The 21,897-nt window shown below is 71.5% G+C and carries 26 protein-coding genes; 9 read left to right on the forward strand and 17 right to left on the reverse strand.

What is annotated here, in order from left to right; translation table 11 throughout:
- Window positions 1–16: 16 nt before the first annotated feature.
- Window positions 17–907, reverse strand: a complete 891-nt coding sequence (locus FM051_RS13740; protein ID WP_158843296.1) for a LysR family transcriptional regulator — start codon at window positions 905–907, stop codon at window positions 17–19.
- A gap of 11 nt (window positions 908–918) precedes the next feature.
- Between FM051_RS13740 and FM051_RS13745 the strand changes: the two genes are divergently transcribed.
- Window positions 919–1,773 carry a YeiH family protein gene (locus FM051_RS13745; protein ID WP_158843297.1) on the forward strand — a complete coding sequence of 285 codons (855 nt, stop codon included), beginning with the start codon at window positions 919–921 and terminating at the stop codon, window positions 1,771–1,773.
- Here FM051_RS13745 and FM051_RS13750 read toward each other — a convergent pair.
- From FM051_RS13750 to FM051_RS13760, 3 genes are read right to left on the reverse strand one after another with little or no spacing between them, the layout of a single operon-like run.
- Window positions 1,749–2,495 carry a succinate dehydrogenase/fumarate reductase iron-sulfur subunit gene (locus FM051_RS13750; protein WP_158843298.1) on the reverse strand — a complete coding sequence of 249 codons (747 nt, stop codon included), beginning with the start codon at window positions 2,493–2,495 and terminating at the stop codon, window positions 1,749–1,751. The genes FM051_RS13745 and FM051_RS13750 overlap by 25 nt on opposite strands.
- The gene (locus tag FM051_RS13755) at window positions 2,492–4,402 is read right to left on the reverse strand and encodes a fumarate reductase/succinate dehydrogenase flavoprotein subunit (RefSeq protein ID WP_158843299.1); all 1,911 of its coding nucleotides are present in this window, start codon (window positions 4,400–4,402) and stop codon (window positions 2,492–2,494) included. Before FM051_RS13755 ends, FM051_RS13750 begins: the two co-directional genes overlap by 4 nt.
- A gap of 1 nt (window position 4,403) precedes the next feature.
- The gene (locus FM051_RS13760; RefSeq protein WP_274383579.1) at window positions 4,404–5,060 is read right to left on the reverse strand and encodes a succinate dehydrogenase cytochrome b subunit; all 657 of its coding nucleotides are present in this window, start codon (window positions 5,058–5,060) and stop codon (window positions 4,404–4,406) included.
- 45 nt (window positions 5,061–5,105) lie between these two features.
- Here FM051_RS13760 and FM051_RS13765 point away from each other — a divergent pair, with 45 nt between their 5' ends.
- Both FM051_RS13765 and FM051_RS13770 read left to right on the forward strand, forming a co-directional pair.
- The gene (locus FM051_RS13765) at window positions 5,106–6,011 is read left to right on the forward strand and encodes a LysR family transcriptional regulator (RefSeq protein ID WP_158843301.1); all 906 of its coding nucleotides are present in this window, start codon (window positions 5,106–5,108) and stop codon (window positions 6,009–6,011) included.
- Between the two features lie 10 nt (window positions 6,012–6,021).
- Window positions 6,022–6,525 carry a GNAT family N-acetyltransferase gene (locus tag FM051_RS13770; protein WP_158843302.1) on the forward strand — a complete coding sequence of 168 codons (504 nt, stop codon included), beginning with the start codon at window positions 6,022–6,024 and terminating at the stop codon, window positions 6,523–6,525.
- On the opposite strand, the gene FM051_RS13775 is transcribed toward FM051_RS13770, so the two are convergent.
- Window positions 6,522–7,223: a glycoside hydrolase family 9 protein gene (locus tag FM051_RS13775; protein WP_238412363.1), complete on the reverse strand. Its 702-nt coding sequence runs from the start codon at window positions 7,221–7,223 to the stop codon at window positions 6,522–6,524. The two genes, FM051_RS13770 and FM051_RS13775, sit on opposite strands and share 4 nt — an antisense overlap.
- 87 nt (window positions 7,224–7,310) lie before the next feature.
- Window positions 7,311–8,321: a methionine synthase gene (locus FM051_RS13780; protein ID WP_158843303.1), complete on the reverse strand. Its 1,011-nt coding sequence runs from the start codon at window positions 8,319–8,321 to the stop codon at window positions 7,311–7,313.
- A gap of 203 nt (window positions 8,322–8,524) precedes the next feature.
- Between FM051_RS13780 and paaI the strand changes: the two genes are divergently transcribed.
- The gene (gene paaI, locus FM051_RS13785) at window positions 8,525–8,938 is read left to right on the forward strand and encodes a hydroxyphenylacetyl-CoA thioesterase PaaI (protein ID WP_158843304.1); all 414 of its coding nucleotides are present in this window, start codon (window positions 8,525–8,527) and stop codon (window positions 8,936–8,938) included.
- On the opposite strand, the gene FM051_RS13790 is transcribed toward paaI, so the two are convergent.
- Window positions 8,901–9,281: a hypothetical protein gene (locus FM051_RS13790; protein ID WP_158843305.1), complete on the reverse strand. Its 381-nt coding sequence runs from the start codon at window positions 9,279–9,281 to the stop codon at window positions 8,901–8,903. The two genes, paaI and FM051_RS13790, sit on opposite strands and share 38 nt — an antisense overlap.
- A gap of 63 nt (window positions 9,282–9,344) precedes the next feature.
- Entirely contained in the window at window positions 9,345–10,535 is a 1,191-nt protein-coding gene (locus FM051_RS13795) for a hypothetical protein (protein WP_158843306.1), read from the reverse strand.
- Between the two features lie 32 nt (window positions 10,536–10,567).
- On the opposite strand from FM051_RS13795, the gene FM051_RS13800 reads away from it, so the two are divergent.
- Genes FM051_RS13800 through FM051_RS53140 form a run of 3 tightly spaced genes read left to right on the forward strand, consistent with a single transcriptional unit; the run spans window position 10,568 to window position 12,170 of the window.
- Window positions 10,568–11,083 carry a DUF6584 family protein gene (locus tag FM051_RS13800; RefSeq protein ID WP_238412364.1) on the forward strand — a complete coding sequence of 172 codons (516 nt, stop codon included), beginning with the start codon at window positions 10,568–10,570 and terminating at the stop codon, window positions 11,081–11,083.
- Between the two features lie 34 nt (window positions 11,084–11,117).
- Entirely contained in the window at window positions 11,118–11,990 is an 873-nt protein-coding gene (locus tag FM051_RS13805; RefSeq protein ID WP_158843307.1) for a serine/threonine dehydratase, read from the forward strand.
- 48 nt (window positions 11,991–12,038) lie between these two features.
- On the forward strand, window positions 12,039–12,170 hold the full coding sequence (locus FM051_RS53140) for a hypothetical protein (protein WP_274383580.1): 132 nt from the start codon (window positions 12,039–12,041) through the stop codon (window positions 12,168–12,170).
- 124 nt (window positions 12,171–12,294) lie between these two features.
- On the opposite strand, the gene FM051_RS13810 is transcribed toward FM051_RS53140, so the two are convergent.
- The 8 genes from FM051_RS13810 to FM051_RS13845 form a co-directional block, all read right to left on the reverse strand.
- Window positions 12,295–12,573 carry a hypothetical protein gene (locus tag FM051_RS13810; RefSeq protein ID WP_158843308.1) on the reverse strand — a complete coding sequence of 93 codons (279 nt, stop codon included), beginning with the start codon at window positions 12,571–12,573 and terminating at the stop codon, window positions 12,295–12,297.
- 82 nt (window positions 12,574–12,655) lie between these two features.
- Window positions 12,656–13,741 carry a tRNA 2-thiouridine(34) synthase MnmA gene (gene mnmA, locus FM051_RS13815; RefSeq protein WP_158843309.1) on the reverse strand — a complete coding sequence of 362 codons (1,086 nt, stop codon included), beginning with the start codon at window positions 13,739–13,741 and terminating at the stop codon, window positions 12,656–12,658.
- A 5-nt stretch (window positions 13,742–13,746) separates the two neighbouring features.
- Window positions 13,747–15,030, reverse strand: coding sequence for a cysteine desulfurase family protein (locus FM051_RS13820; protein ID WP_158843310.1), 1,284 nt, complete (start codon window positions 15,028–15,030; stop codon window positions 13,747–13,749).
- Complete coding sequence (locus FM051_RS13825) at window positions 15,030–16,397, reverse strand: MFS transporter (protein ID WP_158843311.1); 1,368 nt, start codon at window positions 16,395–16,397, stop codon at window positions 15,030–15,032. The genes FM051_RS13820 and FM051_RS13825 overlap by 1 nt, the downstream gene beginning before the upstream one ends.
- A 58-nt stretch (window positions 16,398–16,455) precedes the next feature.
- Window positions 16,456–17,325 carry a lysophospholipid acyltransferase family protein gene (locus FM051_RS13830; RefSeq protein WP_158843312.1) on the reverse strand — a complete coding sequence of 290 codons (870 nt, stop codon included), beginning with the start codon at window positions 17,323–17,325 and terminating at the stop codon, window positions 16,456–16,458.
- The gene (locus tag FM051_RS13835) at window positions 17,322–18,092 is read right to left on the reverse strand and encodes a GNAT family N-acetyltransferase (protein WP_158843313.1); all 771 of its coding nucleotides are present in this window, start codon (window positions 18,090–18,092) and stop codon (window positions 17,322–17,324) included. Before FM051_RS13835 ends, FM051_RS13830 begins: the two co-directional genes overlap by 4 nt.
- A gap of 158 nt (window positions 18,093–18,250) precedes the next feature.
- Window positions 18,251–19,210, reverse strand: coding sequence for an electron transfer flavoprotein subunit alpha/FixB family protein (locus FM051_RS13840; protein WP_158843314.1), 960 nt, complete (start codon window positions 19,208–19,210; stop codon window positions 18,251–18,253).
- 14 nt (window positions 19,211–19,224) lie between these two features.
- A complete protein-coding gene (locus tag FM051_RS13845; RefSeq protein WP_158843315.1) occupies window positions 19,225–20,007 on the reverse strand; it encodes an electron transfer flavoprotein subunit beta/FixA family protein in 783 nt (260 codons plus the stop codon).
- A 280-nt stretch (window positions 20,008–20,287) separates the two neighbouring features.
- Here FM051_RS13845 and FM051_RS13850 point away from each other — a divergent pair, with 280 nt between their 5' ends.
- Window positions 20,288–21,130, forward strand: a complete 843-nt coding sequence (locus FM051_RS13850) for a DegV family protein (protein ID WP_158843316.1) — start codon at window positions 20,288–20,290, stop codon at window positions 21,128–21,130.
- 49 nt (window positions 21,131–21,179) lie between these two features.
- A complete protein-coding gene (locus FM051_RS50495; protein ID WP_202918817.1) occupies window positions 21,180–21,323 on the forward strand; it encodes a hypothetical protein in 144 nt (47 codons plus the stop codon).
- Between the two features lie 61 nt (window positions 21,324–21,384).
- On the opposite strand, the gene FM051_RS13855 is transcribed toward FM051_RS50495, so the two are convergent.
- Window positions 21,385–21,888 (reverse strand): hypothetical protein, encoded by a 504-nt coding sequence (locus FM051_RS13855; protein ID WP_158843317.1) that lies wholly within the window; start codon window positions 21,886–21,888, stop codon window positions 21,385–21,387.
- Window positions 21,889–21,897 lie beyond the last annotated feature (9 nt).

The following is a 21,897-nucleotide window of genomic DNA, read 5'->3' on the forward strand; positions in this document are numbered from 1 at the left end:
TTGAACTACGACAGAACTACGGCTGTGCATGTCCACGGCGGCCGGCCACGGCGAGGAGTTCTGCCGGAGGTCCGACCAACCGCCGTCCGCCGGGCCACACGGCTCGCAGCACGCGTCGCAGGTCGAGCTCCACGGGCACCTCGATCAGCCTGCCTTCGGCCAGGTCGGTGGCGACCGCGAGCACGCTCAGCACGGCCGGCGCGACCCCGGCGACCACGGCGCCGCGCACCGCCGTGGTCGAGCCCAGCTCCAACGCGGGCGCGCAGGCGTCCGGCAGCGCCCGGTCCAGCGTGTCCCGCGTCCCCGAGCCGCGTTCCCGCATCACCAACGGTGTCGCGGCCAACTCGTCGGGAGTGGGGGAACGACGTCGACGCGCCCACGGGTGCCCCGGCGCGACCACCACGGCGAGCCGGTCCACGGCCACCTTCCGTGACGAAAGCCCGGGTAGAGGCCCTGGTGCTTCGACGAACCCGAGGTCGACCACGCCGTCGCGCACCAGCTGCCCGACCGTCTCCGAGTTCGTCACCCGCAGCCCCACCCGCAGGTCCGGCCGCGACCGCCGCAGCTCACCGATCCAGCTCGGCGCCAGGTGCTCGGCCACGGTCATGCTGGCGGCCACCCGCAACTCGGCTTCCTGCGCCGACCGCAGTGCCCGCGCGCCCTCCACCAGGCCGGCGACCTCGTCCAGCACCCGCCGTGCCCGCTCGGTCACCACCACGCCCGCCGGCGTCAGCACCGAACCGCGCCGTCCCCGGTCGACCAGCACCACCCCGAGCCGGCGTTCCAGCGTGGCCAGCCGCTTGCTCGCCGACGGCTGCGCGATGCCCAGCTCCTCGGCCGCCCGGCCGAGGCTGCCCAACTCCCCGACCAGCACCAGCAGGCGCAGCGATTCGAGGTCCGGGGTCATAGCCACAGGGTATGACCCCAGAGCTCGGGACCGCCTACCGGAAACCTCCCGCCGGACCGAGGCTGGACGGTGTGCTGATCGCCGCGTTGGTCCTGGGTGTGCTGGTGGGTGGACGCCTGCCGGACCTGACCGGCGTGACCCGGAAACTGCTCCGCGCCGGTGTGGTGCTGCTCGGTTTGCAACTGTCCGTTCCGCAACTCCTCGATCTGGGACCCGGCGTGCTGGTCGCGGTGCTCGTCACGGTCTCGGTGACGTTCTTCGGCACGTTGTGGCTGGGCCGCTGCCTCCGCCTGCCGCGCGGGCTGTACGTGCTGGTGGCCAGTGGTTTCTCGATCTGCGGCGCGTCCGCCATCGCGGCCGTGGAGGGCAGGGTGGAGCGGGAGGACGAGCACGTGGCCACGAGCGTCGCCCTCGTGACGCTCTACGGCGCCGTGGCCATGATCGCGTTGCCGCTGCTGAACGCCTCACCGCAGTGGATCGGGCTGAGCGTGCACGAGGTCGCGCAGGTGGCCGCCGCCGCGCCTGCGGGTGGTGTGGCGACGGCCATGGCGGTGAAGCTCGGCCGGGTGGCGTTGCTGGCGCCGATCGTGGCCGGTGTCGGGGCGCGCGGTCGCGGTACTCCGCTGGTGCCCGGTTTCCTGCTCGGGTTCCTGGCGTTGATGCTGGTCAGCCCGGTCGTGCCGGCTGCCGTGCTGTCCACCGCCAAGACGTTGACCACGATCGTGCTGGCCGCCGCGCTGTTCGGCCTCGGCACGTCGGTCCGTCTCAAGAGCCTTCTGCGGACCAGCCCCAGAGCACTCCTCCTGGGGCTGCTCTCGACGCTCCTGGTGTGCGGGACGGGTTACCTGTCGCTGCGGGTGGTGTGAGCGCGCAGCAGGTCGGCGTTCAAGCGGGCGATCGTGGTCAGCGGAATGCCCTTGGGGCACGCCGACGTGCACTCACCGGTGTTCGTGCACCCGCCGAACCCCAAAGCGTCGTGCTCGGCCACCATGTCCCGCGCCCTTGAATACCGCTCCGGCTGTCCCTGCGGCAGCACGCCCAGGTGCGTGGCCTTCGCGGCGGTGAACAACATGCCGGACCCGTTGGGGCACGCCGCCACGCACGCGCCGCAGCCGATGCACGCCGCCGCCTCGAACGCGGTGTCCGCGTCCGGCTTCGGCACGGGCGTCGCGTGCGCGTCCGGCGCGGACCCGGCCGGCACGCTGATGTACCCGCCGGCCGCCACGATCCGGTCGAACGCCGACCGGTCCACCACCAGGTCCCGCACCACCGGGAACGGTTCGGCCCGCCACGGCTCCACGGTCACCACGTCACCGTCGCGGAAGTGCCGCAGGTGCAGCTGGCACGCGGTGGTGGCCTTCTCCGGCCCGTGCGCCATCCCGTTGATCATCAACCCGCACATGCCGCAGATGCCCTCGCGGCAGTCGTGGTCGAACGCCACCGGCTCCTGCCCGGACGTGATCAGCCGCTCGTTCAGCACGTCCAGCGCTTCCAGGAACGACATGTCCGGCGACAGGTCGTCCAGCGCGTAGTCCACCAGCCGCCCGGTGGCACCGCTCTGCCGCCAGATCCGCAGGGTCAGTTTCACGAGTAGCTCCGGGTGCTCGGCGTGACGTGCTCGAAGACCAGTTCTTCCTTGTGCAGCACGGGTGGTTGGCCGACGCCCGTGTACTCCCAGGCGGCGACGTACGAGTAGTTCGCGTCGTCGCGCAACGCCTCGCCGTCCGGGGTCTGGCTCTCCGACCGGAAGTGCCCGCCGCACGATTCGGCGCGGTGCAGGGCGTCGACGCACATCAGCTCCGCCAGTTCGAAGAAGTCGGCCACCCGGCCGGCCTTCTCCAGTTCCTGGTTCAGCTGCTCACCCGTCCCCGGCACCTTCACCCGCTGCCAGAACTCCTCGCGCAGCTCCGGGATGCGCTCCAACGCCTTGCGCAGCCCCGCCTCGTTGCGCTCCATGCCGCACTCGTCCCACATCAGCCGCCCCAGCTCGCGGTGGAACGACTCCACCGTGCGGTCACCGTTCACGGCCAGCAACGTCTTCACCCGACCGCGCACCTCGGACACCGTGTCGGCCACGACCGGGTGACTGTCGTCCAGGGCCTCGAACGGCGCGTCGGCCAGGTAGTCGCCGATCACGCCGGGCAGCACGAAGTAGCCGTCCGCCAGGCCCTGCATCAGCGCGGACGCGCCCAGCCGGTTCGCGCCGTGGTCGGAGAAGTTCGCCTCACCGATCACGTACAGGCCGGGGATCGTGGACCGCAGGTCGTAGTCCACCCACAACCCGCCCATCGTGTAGTGCACGGCGGGGTAGATGCGCATCGGCGTCTTGTACGGGTCGTCGCCGGTGATGCGCTGGTACATCTCGAACAGGTTGCCGTAGCGCTGTTCGACGGCGAGCGAGCCGAGGCGTTCGATGGCGTCGGCGAAATCCAGGTACACGCCGCGCTTCTCGTCGGAGATGTTCTTCGCCGCGCGGGACGCGATGTCGCGCGGCACGAGGTTGCCGAAGCTCGGGTACATCCGCTCCAGGAAGTAGTCCCGTTCGGTCTCGGGGATGTCGTTCGGGGCGCGGGAGTCGAGCGGGTTCGACGGCACCCACACGCGGCCGTCGTTGCGCAGCGACTCGCTCATCAGGGTCAGCTTCGACTGGTGGTCGCCGCTGATCGGGATGCACGTCGGGTGGATCTGGGTGAAGCACGGGTTCGCGAACAGCGCGCCGCGCCGGTGCGCCCGCCAGATCGCGGTGGTGTTGCAGCCCTTCGCGTTGGTGGACAGGTGGAAGACGTTGCCGTAGCCGCCGGTCGCGAGCACGACGGCGTCCGCGAAGTGCGTGGACACCGCGCCGCTGACGAGGTCGCGCACGACGATCCCGCGCGCCCGGTCGTCCACCACGATCAGGTCCAGCATCTCGGTGCGCGGGTGCATCTCGACGCGTCCGGCGGAGATCTGGCGTTCCAACGCCTGGTAGGCGCCCAGGAGGAGTTGCTGTCCGGTCTGGCCCCGGGCGTAGAACGTGCGGGAAACCTGCGCGCCGCCGAAGGACCTGGTGTCCAGCAGGCCGCCGTACTCGCGGGCGAACGGCACGCCCTGCGCCACGCACTGGTCGATGATCTCGACGCTGATCTGCGCCAACCGGTGCACGTTCGACTCGCGTGAGCGGAAGTCGCCGCCCTTGACGGTGTCGTAGAACAGCCGGTGCACGCTGTCGCCGTCGTTGCGGTAGTTCTTGGCCGCGTTGATGCCGCCCTGCGCGGCGATGCTGTGCGCTCGGCGCGGGCTGTCCTGGTAGCAGAACGACTTGACCTGGTAGCCGAGTTCGGCCAACGTCGCCGCCGCCGCGCCGCCGGCCAGCCCGGTGCCGACCACGATGACGCTGCGGTTGCGCCGGTTCGCCGGGTTGACCAGCCGGGCCGAGAAGCGGCGGCGGTCCCAACGGGATTCGATCGGGCCGGCCGGAGCGCGTTGGTCGGCGATCGGGGAACCCTCTGGATACATGTCAGCTCACCAATCCGGTGAAGACGGCGAAGGGAACGGAGAGGAACCCGGCGCAGACCACCACGGCCACGCCGAGGCCGATCACGCGCGAGGTGGTGACGCCCAGGGTCTGGGTGGCGCTCCACACGCCGTGGCGGATGTGGAAGCCCAGGGCGAGCACGGCGACCGTGTACGCCAGCACCACGTACCAGTGCTGGAAGTCCGCGACCACGTTCGCGTGGATCTCGCCGGGCACGCCGTTCGGGTTGAGCCACCCGACGGTGAGGTCGAGCAGGTGGTAGACCACGAACAGGGCGAGGATCACGCCGCCCCAGCGCATCGTGCGGGCCGCGTAGCTGCCCTGGACGCGTCGGCGGTGCTCGTACCGGCCTCTGGCCTTCCTGGCGCGCGCTGTGAGTTGGTAGGCGGCTACGAAGTGCAGCGCCACGCACACGAGCAGCGCGACCCTGGTCGGCCAGACCGCGCCGATCTCGCGCAGCCACCGGCCGTAGCCGTCGATCGCCTCCGCGCCGGAGAAGATCGTCAGGTTGCCGACCATGTGCGCGACGACGTACAGCAGCAGCGCGACACCGGTCACCGCCATGACGGCCTTCTTGCCGATGGTGGTGCGGTAGAGCCCGATCGTGTCCACGTCACCGACGCTAGGAACCGTGCTCACGAGTCGTCCAATACATCGTGAGCTGCCTGAAGATAGCCTGGGGCTATGACGCTCCAGCAGCTCGTGTACTTCCTGGCAGTGGCCCGGACGCGGCATTTCACACGCGCCGCGGCGGAGGTGCGTGTGGCGCAGCCCTCACTGTCCAAGCAGATCCACGCGTTGGAGAAGGAACTGGGGGCGGAGCTGTTCAGCCGGGCGCGCGGGAACGTCACGTTGACGCCGGCGGGTGAGGCGCTGCTGCCGGTGGCCAGCCGGATCCTGTCCGATGTGGACACCGCGCGGCTGGAGGTGGCCGAGCTGGTGGGGCTGCGGCGCGGGCGGGTGCGGGTGGGTGCGACGCCCAGCCTGTGCGGCAGCCTGTTCGCGGACGTGATCAAGCGGTACCACGACGCTTACCCCGGCATCCAGGTGTCGGTGACGGAGGGCGGGTCGCGTGACCTCGTGGCGGCGTTGGAGGCCGGTCAGCTGGACCTGGCGCTGGTGATCGTGTCGCCCGCGGACGCGGAGCGGGCGCTGACCGTGGTGCCGGTGCTGCGGGAGGAGCTGGTGGTGGCGTCCGCCACGCCGTTGGGTGTGCCCCGGATGCGGTTGACCGACCTGCGCGAGCAGCCGTTGGTGATGTTCCGGCCGGGGTACGACCTGCGGGAGACGACGTTGGCCGCCTGTCGTGGGGCCGGGTTCGAGCCCCGGTTCGCGGTGGAGGGCGGGGAGATGGACGCCGTGCTGCGGTTCGTGGAGGTGGGGTTGGGGGTGGCGATCGTGCCGAGCACGGTCCTGGCCACGCGGTCGTTGCACGGCACGCCGTTGGCTCCGGGCACTTCGCGGACGGTGGCTCTGGCACACCGGACGGATGTCGCGCCGACGTCGGCCGGCCGGGCGTTCCGGGAGGTGCTGCTGGGGTTCCTGCGTGAGGCGGAAATGCCTTCGGGCGTGCACCTGGTGAGGTCGTAGGGTGCTCTTCGTGCTGATCCGACGCGAGACCGCGGCTGATGTCGAGGCCATCCACACCGTGACCGAAGCCGCGTTCGCCGGGAATCCCGGCGGGGAGGCGTGGCTGGTGGGTGAGCTGCGCGCGGACGTGGGCTGGATCCCGGCGCTGTCGCTGGTGGCCGAGGCGGACGGCGCGGTGGTCGGGCACGTGGTCTGCACGCGGGGCTCCGTGAACGGTGCGCCGGCGCTGGGGTTGGGGCCGTTGAGCGTGCTGCCTTCCCATCAGCGCACCGGCGTGGGCAAGGCGTTGATGCACACCGTGCTGGGTGCGGCGGATGCGTTGGACGAGCCGCTGGTGGTCCTCCTGGGCGACCCGAAGTACTACTCGCGCTTCGGCTTCCGCCTGGCGGGCGAGTACGACATCACCCCGCCGGTCCCCGACTGGGCACCGTACTTCCAGGTCCGCACGCTGAGCGCCTACACACCGGCGCTCAGCGGCGGATTCCGGTACGCCGAGCCGTTCGACCGCCTCTAGGTCTCGCCGACGCCGATCACGAGGCTGGTGCCCCACGCGTTCGCGCCCAGGGTGAAGTTGCGCTGTTGCACGCCGAACGCGTCGTACCGGCGGTCACCGGTCAGGTCCCGGTACAACCGCGCCGTGGCGGCGAAGCCGAAGCTGCGCGTGGCGACGTCGAACTGCTCGACGCTCGCGGCCGTGCGGAACGGACTCGACGCGGCGCTGTCCACACCGGACTGGAGCTGACGGCGCAGGTCGGCGACGACCTCCCGTTCGGTCACCTCCGCGCCCGGAACGCCGGAGCGCAGCAGCTTCGCCAGGTCGTAGTGCCCCAACGCGCTGGTGTTGTAGACGTTGAGCGTGTCGGTGTCACCGCTGGTCAGGTACACCTTCGCCCAGTGCGTCGCGGCCCGCGCCCAGTCCTGGGAACGGGGGTCGCGCAGGGCACGAGCGGCCAACGCGAGCTGCGTCGCGCCGAACTCCATGTCGTCGGCCCAGGAGTCCTCGGGGTAGTACGCGTGCGGGAACGCGGTCACCAACTCCCCCACGTCCGCCGTCTTCGCCTGGGCGAACACCGACGCCGCCTCGGCCAGGTAGGTGCGCGCCAACGCCGGATCGCGCCGAGCGGGCCCGTGCACCAGCACCGAACCGGTCACGGCGGCGGCGGCGAGCACGATCGCCCACCGGGAGAACCGCTGGAACCGCGGGAACAACATGGCACCTCCGCTCCAGGCCGGCGGCGGTTGGCCTTAGTAAGGAAACTTCCCTAATTGAAGCGGAAGACTAGCCGCCGGCCGGGCGGGTCACCAGCCCTCGGGCGGTTCCACGAACGCCTTGCCCACGTCCCGGGTCAACGCCATCGCCCGCCGCACCCACTTCCCGCTCGCGCCGGCCAGGCCGCACGTCGGCGTCGGCACCGCGTTCGTGGCGAGGATCGAGCGCGGGAAGCCAAGCCGGTCCACCAGGTCCAGCGCCGGTTGGGCGAGCGAGCGGAGGTTGCCGGGGGCCGTCGGGTCGGTGCTCGGGGTGAGGCCGAGGAACAGCTGGGTCTTCTCCTCCCACGCCTCGCCGATCTCGTCCCACATCGTCTCGTCCAGGACCGTGAGGTCGAACGAGACCGCCCGCGCGCCCGCTTGACGGATCAGCGTGACCGGCGGCTTCGGCGCGCAGCAGTGCACGATCACGTCCGCGTCCACGGACTCGATCACGGTCTGCAGCACGGCGCGCGCGTTCGGCGCCGGGACGGCGGCGACCGTGCCGAGCTTGGACGGCGTCGGCAGCAGACCGTTGAGCACGGCGGGCAGCGCCGGTTCGTCCAGCTGCACGACGACCTTCGCGCCGGTGCGCTTGGCGACCTCGGCGACGTGCCGGTTGAGGCCTTCGCAGAGGGATTCGGTGAACTCGCGCAGCGCGCCCTTGTCGGTCAGCACGCGGTGGCCGCGCACGAGCTCGATGCTCGCGGTGAGCGTCCACGGTCCGACGACCTGCACCTTGACCACCGACGGCGGCGCGGGCTCGGCGGCCTCCTCGAACGCGTCCAGGTCGCGGCGCATCAGGTCGACCGCGCGCCGGTGGTCCCGCCCGGGGTGCGCGGCGGTCCGGTAACCCGACGGGACCACCTCGACCGGCAGGTCGACCAGGAGCGCGGCGGTGCGGCCGATCATGTCCGCGCCGACGCCCCGCGCGGGGAGTTCGGGCAGGTGAGGGAGGTCGGGGAGTTCGCCGAGAACGATCCTGGCGGCCTCCAGCGGGTCGGTTCCGGGTAGCGAGCCGATGCCGGTTGCGGCGCCGGCGGACCAAGGGAGGGCATCCACCCGGACAGTCTCCCACCCGGGCGGTCGGGCCGTCGGGGTCGGAAAAGGTCTAGACCCATTGACCGCTGTGGTCCAGTCCACCTACGGTCACCTTGTCGGTGCCTGCAGTCGCGAACTGCACCGTCACGACGTGGTGTGGGGACGTGCCGCGCCCCATGCCCCCACACCACTCCCAACGGCACCCGCGAACCTAAAGTGCAGGGATGAACGGACCCGCGGACATGCTCGCCAACGACGCCGCGTCGGCCGCGCTCGGCATCCGGGCGCTCGAACTCGGCGAGGGCACCGCCCGGCTCGCGATGACCGTCACCGACCTGATGGTCAACGGCCACGGCATCGGGCACGGCGGGTACGTGTTCCTGCTCGCCGACACCGCCTTCGCCTGCGCGTGCAACCGCCACGGCTCGGTGACCGTGGCGGCGCAGGCGGAGATCGATTTCATCGCCCCCGTGTACGCGGGGGACGAGTTGGTGGCCGAGGCGGTGGAGCGGGCGAGGTTCGGGCGGAGCGGGATCTACGACATCACCGTGCGCCGGGGTGACGAGGTGGTGGCCGAGTTCCGCGGCCGGAGCCGGACCCTCAGGCCGAACGGCGCAGACCCAGCACCTGGAGCGTGATGAACCCCGTCACGGCGACCGCTTGGGCCACGATCAGGAAAACACCCAGCCCGGTCACCGGGAACCACCCGGCGAAAGCGGTGAGGAAGCTGTCCAGCACCCAAACCGAATTGCCGATGATGACCACCGCGACCAATGCTCGAACGGGCCGCGTGCCGAGCACGAAAACACCCACGCCGTAGGCGAGCAGGAATACGCTGAGCCCGATCACGAGACCGCGGGGCAATCCCGTCGGGAGGTCGTTGAACAGCAGGGCCACCAGGCCCAGCCCGCCCGAGGCGACACCGTCGAGCTTGAGGGCGAAGCGGAGGAGACCGTCGTTGCGAACCCGAGTTGTCGTCATGGCCCGAAAGCTATGGTCCGATCCACTGCCGGCGGTACGCCAAACACTGCCAACGGCTGCCAATCACTCGGCCGCAACCTGCGAGAACAAGTCCTCGGCCACCAGCTTCGCCCCCGCGTTCTGCCAGTTGTGCAGGGTCCGCTCCGGCACCTGGTTGACGAACCACGCCAGCGCCCGCCGTGCCTGCGGGTCGAGGTCCTCGCGCTTGGTCCGCCTGCTGTACGGCCGGATGCCGACCACGTAGTAGAAGTACAGCGCGTTGTAATGCCGCCATTCGTCGCTGGTGCCGAATTCGCCGTCACGAGGCTTGAGCCGGCAGATGCTCTCCAACAACAACGACTTCAACTCGGCCGCGCGTTCCAGCGGTTGGTCGGACGCACCGCGAGCCGCGAGCCGGGCGCCGATCACCGGCAATTCCGTCAACGGGCTGGCGACCAACTTGCCCAGATCGCCGTAATTGCTCAGCGCACGCCTGGTCAGCTTCACGAATTCGGCCTGGTCGGATGCGGCCGGGTCGAGCGGCGCACGGCGGGGCAGCGCCTCGGCCGCGTCACGCAGTTCGGCCCGGGACGCGGCCACCTCGGGCACCGCGACCTTGTCCACCAGCAGCGCCAGCGGGTTGGCCAGCACCTGCACCGCGATCGCGGCGGCCACCGAGCCGTACAGCAGCGGCACCAGCCGGTCGTCCAGGAACAACGCCACCTGCCCGCCGAACACCGCCGCCAGCCCGGCCGACGTGAGCAGCGAGCGCACCATGTCCGCCCGGATCGCCTCGCCCTCGTCGAACGCGTCCGCCACGGCCACGATCACGCCGAACACCAGCAGGTCGACCCCGGCCGACGCGATCACCAGCGCCTCGGGCAGCACGTCGAGCAGCAACAGCGCGCAGCTCAACCCGAACAGGATCGTCGCCGCGCCCAGCAACGCCCGCCGCACGCGCAGGCACAGCACCAGAGCCGCGGCCAACGGGATCAGCACCACCACGGGCGCGAAGTACGCCGCCACCGACAACGGCAGCGCGCCGTACCGCCACCACCGGTCGTAACGCACCGGCAGCCAGCACACGACCACCCCGGTCCACGCCACCGCGGGCACGGCCATCGCCATCGGCGGCAGCGGGAGGACGATCACCAGAGCGTAGGCGAGCAACCCGATCGAGGCTCGCCGGAGCAGGTGTTTCCGCGGGTCGCGCACGAGCAGGTAGAGGCCGAGCCACCAGGCGAGGCCGAAGGTCACCACCGACACCGCGATCACCGGAAGATCCTACGGTTGCCCAGCCTGGGACGATGTTCGTCATGCCGGTCGAGCAGACGCTCCGCAAGGCCGCCGAAGAGATCGAACGCGGCGATTTGGCCAGCTTGTTGCGCGCGCGGCAGCGGCTGGTCGGGCTGGTCACCAGCTACCCCGGTCGACTGGACCTGCGCGACCGCCTCGCGGCGGTGTACCGGCTGCTCGGCGACGCGGCGCAGGCCGGCCGGTGGAGCTACCTGTCCGAGGTGCGCGACGAGGCGGAGGTGGCGGCGTTCGAACGCGCCTACCGCACGCCGCTGGCCCGGCTGGAGGCGATGAACTGGGTGAGCGGCGAGTCCGGCGCGACCACGCAGACCGCGCGTGACCGGCTGGTCGCGCTGCAGGGCGAGGCCGACGCGCAGCTGCGCGCGGAGCTGTCGGTGGCCGACGACCGCGACTCGTCGTGGGGCACGAACGTGCTGGTCCTGCTCGGTCTGGTGATCGTGCTGCTGTGCTTCGTGGTGGGCGCGGTGACGCTCGTCATGTGGGTCTACCGGTGGTTCACCGGGTGAGCGCGTCCGGTTCGCGTGGGCGCATGCTGGAGGGATGACCCCGGACGTCGCCGCCGCCGCCGACCGCATCCGCCCGCACGCCCGCCGCACCCCGCTGTGGCGCACGGAGGTCGACGGCAGGCCCATCGTGTTCAAGCTCGAACACCTCCAGCTCACCGGCTCGTTCAAGCTGCGCGGCGCGTTGAACACCCTGATCGCCGCCGGTTCACCGGATCGTGTGGTCACGGCGTCCGGTGGCAACCACGGGCTGGGAGTGGCGAAGGCCGCGCAGCTGCTCGGGCTGCACGCCACGGTGTACGTGCCGGTGAGCGCGCCCGAGGGCAAGGTGCGGCGGATCGAGGCGGCGGGCGCGAAGCTGATCCGGCACGGTGAGACGTACGCGGCGGCGGTGCTGGCGGCCCGCGAGACGCCCGGGTTCTACGTCGAGGCGTACAACGACCCGATCGTCGTCGCCGGTCAGGGCACGGTCGCGGCCGAGGTGGTCGCCGACGCGCCGGACGTGGACGTGATCGCGGTCGCGGTCGGCGGCGGCGGGTTGGCGGCGGGCACGGCGCTCGCGTCGGGTCGGCCGACGATCGCGGTGGAGCCGGATCGGTGCTGCGCCCTGCACAACGCGCTCGAAGCGGGCGAACCGGTCGACTCCGAGGTCGACTCGGTCGCCGCGTCCGCGTTGGGCGCCACCAGGGTGGGTGAGGTTCCGTTCGAGATCCTGCGGTCGCACCCGGTGACGTCGGTGCTCGTGTCGGACCCCGAGATCCTGGCCGCCCGCGACCGGCTGTGGGAGGAGTTCCGGCTGGCCGTGGAGCCGGCGGCGGCCGTGCCGTTCGCCGCGTGGCTGGCCGGGCGGGTGCCGGGTGACCTGGCGTGCGTCGTGCTGTGCGGCGCGAACACCGACTGGACCCCGTAACCGGCTCTCGGTCCGCGTGCCGAGGTTTGCTCGCGTTCCAAGGCGTACGTGCCCGCACTGGCCTGGGCGTTGAGCCTCACCGCGTGGAGCGAGCAGCGGCGCACCCGGACCGTCGCTCTCGCGTCGGCCGGCTACTGCGCCCTCATCGCCGCCGCAGCCGCCTACAACGCCCTGGTCTGACCGCACTCACCGCAGCCGAGAACCGGCAAGCCGACGGCTTCTGCCCGTATTGCCCACCGGCCGCGATGACGCGCTTTTGTGACCCCGCACACACGCGTCATCGCGAACACCGGCGGACTCGACGTCAGCGCGCCTCCGGAACGCGCTCGTCCGCGCCGCGCGCCTGCGGCGGCACCTCGATCTCCCGCGTCATCGCCGGATCCAGCCCCTCGACCCGCTCGACGAGGACCTCCACCTCGGCGATCAGATCGGCCCACTCGGGCCGGTGCAGGCGCTCCCGGACCACCCAGCGCAGCGTGCGGGCCTCCGCCCGCAGCCGTTCGAACTGCTCCGCGTCGAGACGTTGCGCGGACGGGTGGTCGAGCTTGCTCGCCAGCACCCTCACCCGGGTCCCTACATCCACCAGCGACCTCCGGCGTCGTGCGTTGTCATACGGCACACGCGCAGTGTGTCAGGCCGCACCGACAAATCGACGACGCCCGACGTCAGCGGGTGGAACTGATCGTGGCGCTGGCCAACACCAGGTCGCCCGCCGCCGCGTCCTCCCGGTACACCGCGACCGCCTGACCAGGCGCGACACCGCTCAACGGCTCACGCAAGCGCACCAACAGCTCGCCGTCCACGAGTTCGGCCACCGCCGGCGCGAGGCCACCGTGCGCCCGCACCTGCGCCACGCACTCCACCGGACCGTCGAAGGAGATCCTGGTCACCGGCCGCCGCGCGACGATCTCGGTGACCTCCAGCTTCTCCGCCGCACCGACCCGCACCGTGCCGCTCACCGGCTCCAGCGACAGCACGTACCGCGGCCGACCGTCCGGCGCGGGCGCGTCGATGCCCAGGCCCTTGCGCTGGCCCACGGTGAACTCGTGCACGCCCAGGTGCCGCCCGAGCACCGCGCCGGTCTGGTCGTCCACCAGGACACCGGGCTGCTCGCCGAGCTTGCGGGTCAGGAAGCCGCGGGTGTCGCCGTCCGGGATGAAGCAGATGTCGTGGCTGTCCGGCTTCTCCGCGACCTGCAAACCGCGCTCGGCCGCCTCGACCCGCACCTGCGCCTTGGTCGAATCGCCGAGCGGGAACATGGCGTGCGCCAGCTGCTCGCGGGTCAACGAGGCCAGCACGTACGACTGGTCCTTGCCGTCATCGGCCGAACGGCGCAACTCGATCACACCGTCCACAGTGGCCAGTCGGGCGTAGTGCCCGGTGCACACCGCGTCGAAACCGAGCGCGATCGCCTTGTCCAGCAACGCCTCGAACTTGATCTTCTCGTTGCAGCGCAGGCACGGGTTCGGGGTGCGGCCGGCCGCGTACTCGGCCACGAACTCGTCCACGACCTCCTCGGTGAACCGCTCCGCGAAGTCCCAGACGTAGAACGGGATGCCGAGCACGTCCGCCGCACGCCGCGCGTCCCGCGCGTCCTCGATCGTGCAACAGCCCCGCGCGCCCGTGCGCAACGTGCCGGGCTTGGCCGACAACGCGAGGTGCACGCCGGTCACCTCGTGACCCGCCGCCACCGCCCGCGCCGCAGCCACGGCGGAATCCACCCCGCCGCTCATCGCCGCCAGCACCCGCATGCCCGTCACACCTCCGCTGTCGCCTGACCACCGGCTCGACCCGCGGCCACCGAACCGTCAGCCCGACCCGCAGTCACCGAACCATCGGCCCGGCCGGCTGTCGTCGAATTGTCGGCCCTGCCGACGGCAAGCCTCTTCAACCCCGCGATACCCGCCGAGCGGGCGCGTTCGACCACCGGGCCGATCACCTCGACCAACTCGCGCACCTCGGCCACCGTCGACGTGTGGCCGAGCGAGAACCGCAGCGACCCGCGCGCCAGCACCGGGTCGACACCCATGGCCAGCAGCACGTGGCTCGGCTGCGCCACCCCCGCCGTGCACGCCGAACCGGTCGAGCACTCGATCCCCTTGGCGTCCAACAGCATCAGCAGGCTGTCGCCCTCGCAGCCGGGGAACGTCAGGTGCGCGTTGCCGGGCAACCGGTGCACCGGATCGCCGTTCACCGCCACGTCCGGCACCACCCGCCGCACCGACGACACCAACTCGTCGCGCAGCGCGGCGACCGAAGCCGCCGTCGAAGCCTGGTGCTCCACCGCGTGCCGCACCGCCGCCGCCATGCCGACGATCGACGGCACGTCCAGCGTGCCGGACCGCACGTCCCGCTCCTGCCCGCCGCCGTGCAGCAGCGGCGTCGTCGCCACGTCACGTCCGAGCAGCAGCACACCGACCCCGTAGGGTCCGCCGACCTTGTGCCCGGTGAGCGTCAACGCCGACGCGCCCGACTCGGTGAAGTCGACCGGCACCGCGCCGACGGCCTGCACCGCGTCGGTGTGGAACGGCACCCCCCGCGCGGCGGCCAACGCGGCCAGCTCGCGCACCGGGTTGACCGTGCCGACCTCGTTGTTCGCCCACATCGTGGTGACCAGGGCGACGTCGTCGTCCAGCACGTCGCGCAGCGTCTCGGGCCTGATCCGGCCGAGCCCGTCCGGCTCCAGCCAGGTGACCTCGGCGCCCTCGTGCTCGACCAGCCACTGCACGGCGTCCAGCACGGCGTGGTGCTCCACCGACGACGCCACCACCCGACGCCGCCGGGACGTGCGCCGCGCCCAGTAGATGCCCTTGACCGCGAGGTTGTCGCTCTCCGTGCCACCGCTGGTGAAGATCACCTCGGAGGGGCGCGTGCCCAGGGCGTCCGCGATGTCCTCCCGGGCCTCCTCTACCGCCCGCCGCGCCCGCCGCCCCGAGGTGTGCAACGACGAGGCGTTGCCCGTGGTGGACAACGCCCGGGTCATCGCCTCGATCGCCTCGGGGAGCATGGGGGTCGTGGCGGCGTGGTCGAAGTAGGCCATCAGTTTTCCAGGGTAGCCCGGCGCAGACGCCCCGCGAGCACCGCACCGAGCACCGAGACGCCCGCCATCAGCAGGTCGAACGGCACCACGGCGGCCGTCGGCGCGGCGGCCGAGGCGAACGTGGTGATCAGCACGCCGCCGAGCCCGACCAGGAGCGCGGAGCCGAGCATGTCGCTGATCTGCAGGGCCGAGGAGTTGAAACCCCGGTCGACCTCGGACGACAGGCCCAGGGTCAGCACGCTCAGACTCGACATGGCCAACCCCATCCCGGCTCCGGCGACCGCCCACAGGACCGGCGTGGCCCACGCGGGGCCCCACGAAGGTGCGATGAGCGTCACTCCGGAAATACCCGCGGCGTTGAGCACGAACCCCCACCGCACCAACTTCTCGCGCGGGATGTCCGGCTTGCGCGACTGCCACCACGCGGCACTCGACCAGCCGAGCGCGCTCAGCGTGAGCGGGATGCCGGCGGCGATGGCGGAGTAGCCGTGCACGGCCGTCAGGGTCAGCGGGATGAACGCCTCGGCCGCGAAGAACGACCCGGCCAGCAGCGCGCGGGCCAGGATCGTCACCGGCAGACCGCGGCGTGCGGTGAGCGTGCCCTTGGGCAGCAGCACCCGCAGTGCCGGGGCCAGCACGACCAATCCGGCCGCGCCGATCACCAGGTTGAGGCCGCGCGGGTTCTGGGCCGCCCAACTCAGCGCCGCGACACCGAACCCGGCGCCGAGCGCGGCCAACGGCAGCCCGCGCCGCGCGTTCTGATCAGGCGTGTGCGGTGGCAGGTTCCGCAGCACGGGCACCAGCAGCAGCACGCCGACCAGCACGAACGGCGCCAACCCCAGGAACACCCACCGCCAGCTCAGCACCTCGGTCAACCACCCGGCGAGCGCGGGCCCCACCAGCGACGGCACCACCCAGGCCGACGCCAGCAGCCCGAACACCGCCGGCCGGTCCCGTTCGGCGTAGACGAGGCCGATCAGGACGTAGACCGCGACGATCTGCGCCCCGCCGCCGATGCCCTGGAGCACCCGCCCGAGGAGCAGCTGGGTCATGTCCTGCGCCAGTCCCGCCACGATCAGACCGACCAGGAACAGCGCGGGCCCGACCAGCAACGACGGCCGGGGTCCGCGCAGATCGCTCAACCGCCCGGACAGCACGGTGGCCACCACGCTGGCGGCGAGGAACGCCAGGAACGGCCACGCGTACAGCTCGTTGCCGTCCAGGTCGGCGACCATGCGCGGCATCGCGGTGCTGACGCCCATGTTCTCGAACGCCAGGAGCGTGACGAGGAGGATTATCCCGACCGTCGGGCCGCGCCGTTCGGCTGTCCACAGGTTGGTCTTGGCGGGCGTCTCCGTTGTCGTCACGGATCAATGGTTCAACCTCCACCGGGGTAGAGGTCAAGGCAATTTGACGCAGTCCGGTTCAGGCCACCCGAGTGGCCATCCCCGCAGCGTGCACGCGCTGCGCCGGCACCTCGACCGCCCCTGAGATCACGCGCTCCGCCTCCTGCTGCACGAGTGCCGCCAACTCCCGGCGCGTCGACGCGCGGCCGGGTGCGACCTCGTCCAGCACGCGCACCTCGACCACGAGACCGCGTGACCGCAGCACCCGCCGCATCGAGTCGACCAACGTGTCCGACCCGATGAACGCGGGCCTGGTGGACGGCGCCGAGTCCTGGAGGTACCGCAGCACCACGGGCCGCACCGGCACACCGGCGTCCAGCGCCGCCTGGAACAGCGCGGGCCGGTAACGCCCGGACGCCACACCGCACCACGTCGTCCCCTCGGCGTGGATGCCGACCGCAGCGCCGTCCCGCAGCGCCGCCGCCAACTCCGCCACCGTCGCCGGCAGCAACGACAGCCGCTCCCGGTCCAGGTAGACCGTGCGCGCCGCGGTGATCAGCCGACCGAGCACCGGCCAGTCCCGGATGTCCCGCTTGGCCACCATCCGGATCGGCTGCACCGCGTCGATCGCCAGCTCGTCCAACCACGACACGTGGTTCGACACCACCAGCACACCGCGACCGGGGTTGTCCTGGAACACCGGCCCGATCACCCGCAGCCGCACGCCGAAAGCCCGCAGCAGAGCCCGGAACCACTGCCGGAGCAACGCCGAGCGGGCCGGTCCGCGAACGCAGAAGACGGCGAGGACCACGAGCACCCCGGACAGCATCACGGTCGCCGCGGCCAACAGCCGCCACGCCGCCCGGACCGGCCCGACGGACGCCGTCGAGTGGTCGACGCACCCGTCACCGCAGGGCGAAACAGGCATCCACGCGTGCTTGGCGCTCACGATGTCTCCCCGAGGAAGAACTTCAGGTACCGCTGGTCCACCCGATCCATCCCCAGCAGCACGGGCAGGTCGACCACGCCGAAATCGGCGTCCAACGCGGGCGGCCCGCACACCCACGCGCCCAGCCGCAGGTAGCCCTTCAGCAACGGCGGCAGCACGGTCTTCTCCGGCCGCTCCGCCGATTCCACGTCCCACGGCGTCAACGGCGTCACCCGGTACTCCTCGGGGGCGTGGTGCTTGGTCCGCACGACGTCCCACACGCCCGCCGCGAACGACCCGCCGTCGTGCAGCGGCACGGAAGCGCAGCCGATCAGCCACGAGTGCCCGGACAGCAGCATGTAGCGGGCGATACCGGCCCACACCAACGACACCACGGCGCCGTTGCGGTGGTCCGGGTGCACGCACGACCGCCCGGTCTCCACCAGGGACGGCCGGAGTGCGTCCAGCGCGGACAGGTCGAACTCGCCGTCGGAGTACAGCCGGCCCGCCTCGGCGGCCCGTTCCGGCGGCAGCATCCGGTACGTGCCGACGATCTCGCCGGTCCGGTCGTCCCGCACCACCAGGTGGTCGCAGAACTGGTCGAAGTAGTCGACGTCGTGCCCCGGCACGGGGGTGTGCAGCACGGCGCCCATCTCGGAGGCGAACACCTGGTGCCGCAGCCGCTGCGCGGCCACGACCTCGTCGCTGTCACGCGCGACCAACAGGGAGTAGCGCGGCGCGTCGGAAGCGGCGTCACCGGTGCTGACAAGCAGTTGCGGCTGCGTCATGGCTCTGGTCTACCGATCGGTTGGCGACCGGGAGCAGGTCGTTCCGATGACGCCTCAGTGGCAGGTCGGTTAAGCCCCGGTGAGGTCGTGCACGGCACGAGGGCCGCCCCGCGTGAGCGGAGCGGCCCTCGTGCCGACCGAACGGATGAACCAGCAGGTCAGCCCTTGCGCTTGCCGACCTCGTCGGTGAGCTGGGGTGCGACCGTGAACAGGTCGCCGACGACGCCGAAGTCGGCGATCTCGAAGATCGGGGCCTCGGGGTCCTTGTTGACCGCGACGATGGTCTTCGAGGTCTGCATGCCGGCCCGGTGCTGGATCGCGCCGGAGATGCCCAGCGCGATGTACAGCTGCGGGGAGACGGTCTTGCCGGTCTGGCCGACCTGGAACTGGTGCGGGTAGTAGCCGGAGTCCACCGCGGCCCGCGACGCGCCCACGGCCGCGCCGAGGCTGTCGGCCAGCTTCTCCACCACCGCGAAGCTCTCCGCGCTGCCCACGCCGCGACCACCGGACACCACCACCGACGCCTCGGTCAGCTCCGGCCGGTCACCGCCCACGACCGGCTCCCGGCCGGTCACCCGGGTGACCCGCGCCGGGTCCGCCGCCGGGGCCTCGACCGCGACCTCGACCGCGTCGGCCGGGGCCTCGGAGGCCTCGATGCCGCCGGGCCGCACCGCGATGACCGGCACCCCCTGGGTGACCTTGGACTTCACCACGTACGCGCCACCGAACACGGACTGGGTGGCGACACCCTCGGCGTCCAGGTCGACCGCGTCGTAGAGCAACCCCGACCCGAGGCGCACGGCCAGCCGGCCGGCGACCTCCTTGCCCTCCAGCGTCGCCGACACCAGCACGGCGGCCGGAGAGGCGGTCGCGGCGACCGCGGCCAGCGCGTCCACCTTCGGGGTGACCAGGAGCGTGGCGGCGTCCTCGGACTCCACCGCGTACACCTTCACCGCCCCGTACCGGCCCAGCGACTCCCTCACCTTGCCCGCGGTGCCGGGCGATCCGACCACCACCGCGGCCGGCTCGCCGAGACCGCGCGCGGCGGATAGAAGCTCGTAGGTGACCTTCTTGACCTCGCCGTCGACGTGGTCGACGAGGACCAGGACCTCGGACATGTGATTCCTCGCCTTCAAATGAGCTTCTGGCCGACCAGGTACTCGGCGATCTTCGAACCGCCGTCACCCGAGTCCTCGACACGCTGACCCGCGCTGCGCGGCGGCTTCGGGGCCGCCTCCAGCACCTGCGTCCAGGCGGCGGTCAGACCGACCTCGCCGGCGTCCAGCCCCAGGTCGGCGACGGTGAGCTTGCTGACCGGCTTCTTCTTCGCCGCCATGATGCCCTTGAACGACGGGTACCGCGGCTCGTTGATCTTCTCGGTGACGCTGACCACGGCGGGCAGGCCCGCCTCCAGGTGCGCGACGCCCTCGTCGGTCTCCCGCTCGGCCTTGACCGTGGAGCCCTCGACGGTCACCTTGCGGACCTGCGTGACCTGCGGCCACCCCAGCAGCTCGGCCAGCATCGCCGGCACCGCGCCCGCCCGGCCGTCGGTGGCCTCGTTGCCCGCGATCACCAGGTCGACACCCTCGACCGTGCCGATCGCCTTGGCCAACACCCGCGCGGTGGTCAGCGCGTCGGAGCCGTGCAGCGCGGTGTCGGAGACGTGGACGGCCTTGTCCGCGCCCATGGACAGCGCCTTGCGGATCGCGTCGGTCGCACGGTCGGGACCCATCGCGACGACGGTCACCTCACCGCCGTGCGCCTCCTGGAGCAGCAGCGCCTCTTCCACGGCACGCTCGTTGATCTCGTCGAGCACGGCGTCCGCGGACTCGCGGTCGAGGGTGTGGTCGGCGTCGGCGAGCTTGCGCTCGGACCAGGTGTCGGGCACCTGCTTGACCAGGACGACAATGTTCATAGGTCCTCTTCGACCTCCTGCGGACGGGCGGCGACGGGATCGGCGCCGGTGGTTGCCTGTGGTCGCCGGATTGTTCGTGACCCTGCCATGCCATCACCGCATTGGCATGGTGGTGTCGACCACCTGAATGTTACCCACCGGTAGCAGAGGTGCAAACCACAGCAAGCACCCGCCGCGCGTGATGATGCTCACTGGATCTCTGTCAAGGTGATTCCGACGATCGCGAACATCGTGACCACCGCGTTACAAACCCTTCCCCTACTCGGCTAGGTTCGAGCGCATGCCCCGGCGTGTAGCGATTGTCACGGATTCCACCGCGTCCCTGCCGCCGCAGTTGGCCGAGAAGCTCGGCGTGACGGTGGCCCAGGTCCAAGTGCGCATCGGGGACTGGGTGGACGACGAGGTCCGCGTGCCCGTGCCGAAGCTCGTGGACGCCCTGCGCGGGCAGCTCGACGTCACCACCTCGCCGCCGGACCCCGGCGCGTTCTTCTGGGCGTACGCCGACGCGGCGGCCGCCGGAGCGGACGCGATCGTCTCCCTGCACGTGTCGACGGGTCTGTCGCAGACCGTGGAGGCGGCTCGGCAGGCCGCCGCGCAGGTGCAGGTGCCGGTGCACGTCGTGGACACGCAGACGTGCGGCATGAGCCTCGGGTACGCGGTGGTGGCCGCCGCCACCGCGGCCGGCGCGGGCGGTGACGCGAACCGCGTGCTGTCCGCCGCGCAGCACATCCTCCGGCGCAGCACCGAGCTGATCTACGTGGACACGCTGGAGTACCTCCAGCGCGGCGGGCGGATCGGCCGGGCCGCAGCCCTGCTCGGGTCGGCGCTGTCGATGAAGCCGCTGCTGACCGTGACGGACGGGCAGATCGCGCCGTTGGACCGGGCGCTCGGCGCGGAACGGGCGGTGCGCAAGCTGATCGACATCGCGGTCAAGCGGGCGGGCCGGGAACCGGTGGACATCGCGGTCGAGCACTTCGACGCGGCCGAACGCGCCGGGAACGTGCTCGAACAGCTGCGCGCGAAACTGCCCAACGTGCGGCGGTTCCTGGTCACCCAGGTCAGCTCGGCGATCGGCGCGCACGTCGGTCCGGGCGCGCTTGGCGTGACCGTTTCGCCGGTTTAGGAACTCCGCGCGGGGTTTGCGCGTTGGCCGGACAGGGAAGGAGGTGGACATGGCTTCTCTGTTCAGCAAGATCGCCGCGTTCGCCCGGAGTCCGCAGGGCCGCCGGGTCACCCAACAGGTCAAGCAGGCGGCGCGCGATCCGCGCAACAAGGCGAAGGCGCAGCAGCTGCTGCGCAAGTTCCGCAAGCGCTGAGGCTGCCGGCCGTTCGGCCCGCTGCGGGTTCCGACTCGCGGCGGGCCGTTTCGACCGCGCGTCAACAGCGCCGGCGGTACTCGCCCGTGTCCGGCAGGTGCACCTGCGGCGCGGGCTGATCGGTGACGGGTGCCGACGTCCCGGGCTCAGGCTCGGGTCCGGTCGGCACTTCCACCAGGACGGGCTCGGTTCGGTCCGGCACCTGGTCTGACACGGGCTGGGACCCGTGGACGACCGGCTCGTCCGACTCGACCGCGTCCCGCACCACGTGCATCCGGCGCACCTCGTCCTGCCGGACGGGTTCCTCGGGCTCCAGGTCCGGCACCAGGACGAGCGTGGGCCGTGCGGGCTCGGGCGGGGGCAGTGCCGTCGGGATGCCCATCACCGGGTTGCGGTGGATCGGCCTGGTCGCGTAGTCCTCCGGCGGTAACCGCAGGTTCATCGTCGGCACGCGCGCATCGGTCACCGGCTCCGGCGTCCGGTCGCGTCTGAGCATCACGGCCGTCAGCACGCAGCCCGCGGCGAACGACAGGGCGCACAACCCGAACACGACCGCGCCGGACATCACCGCATC

This window comes from Saccharothrix deserti (assembly GCF_009769385.1).
Lineage (GTDB): Bacteria > Actinomycetota > Actinomycetes > Mycobacteriales > Pseudonocardiaceae > Actinosynnema > Actinosynnema deserti.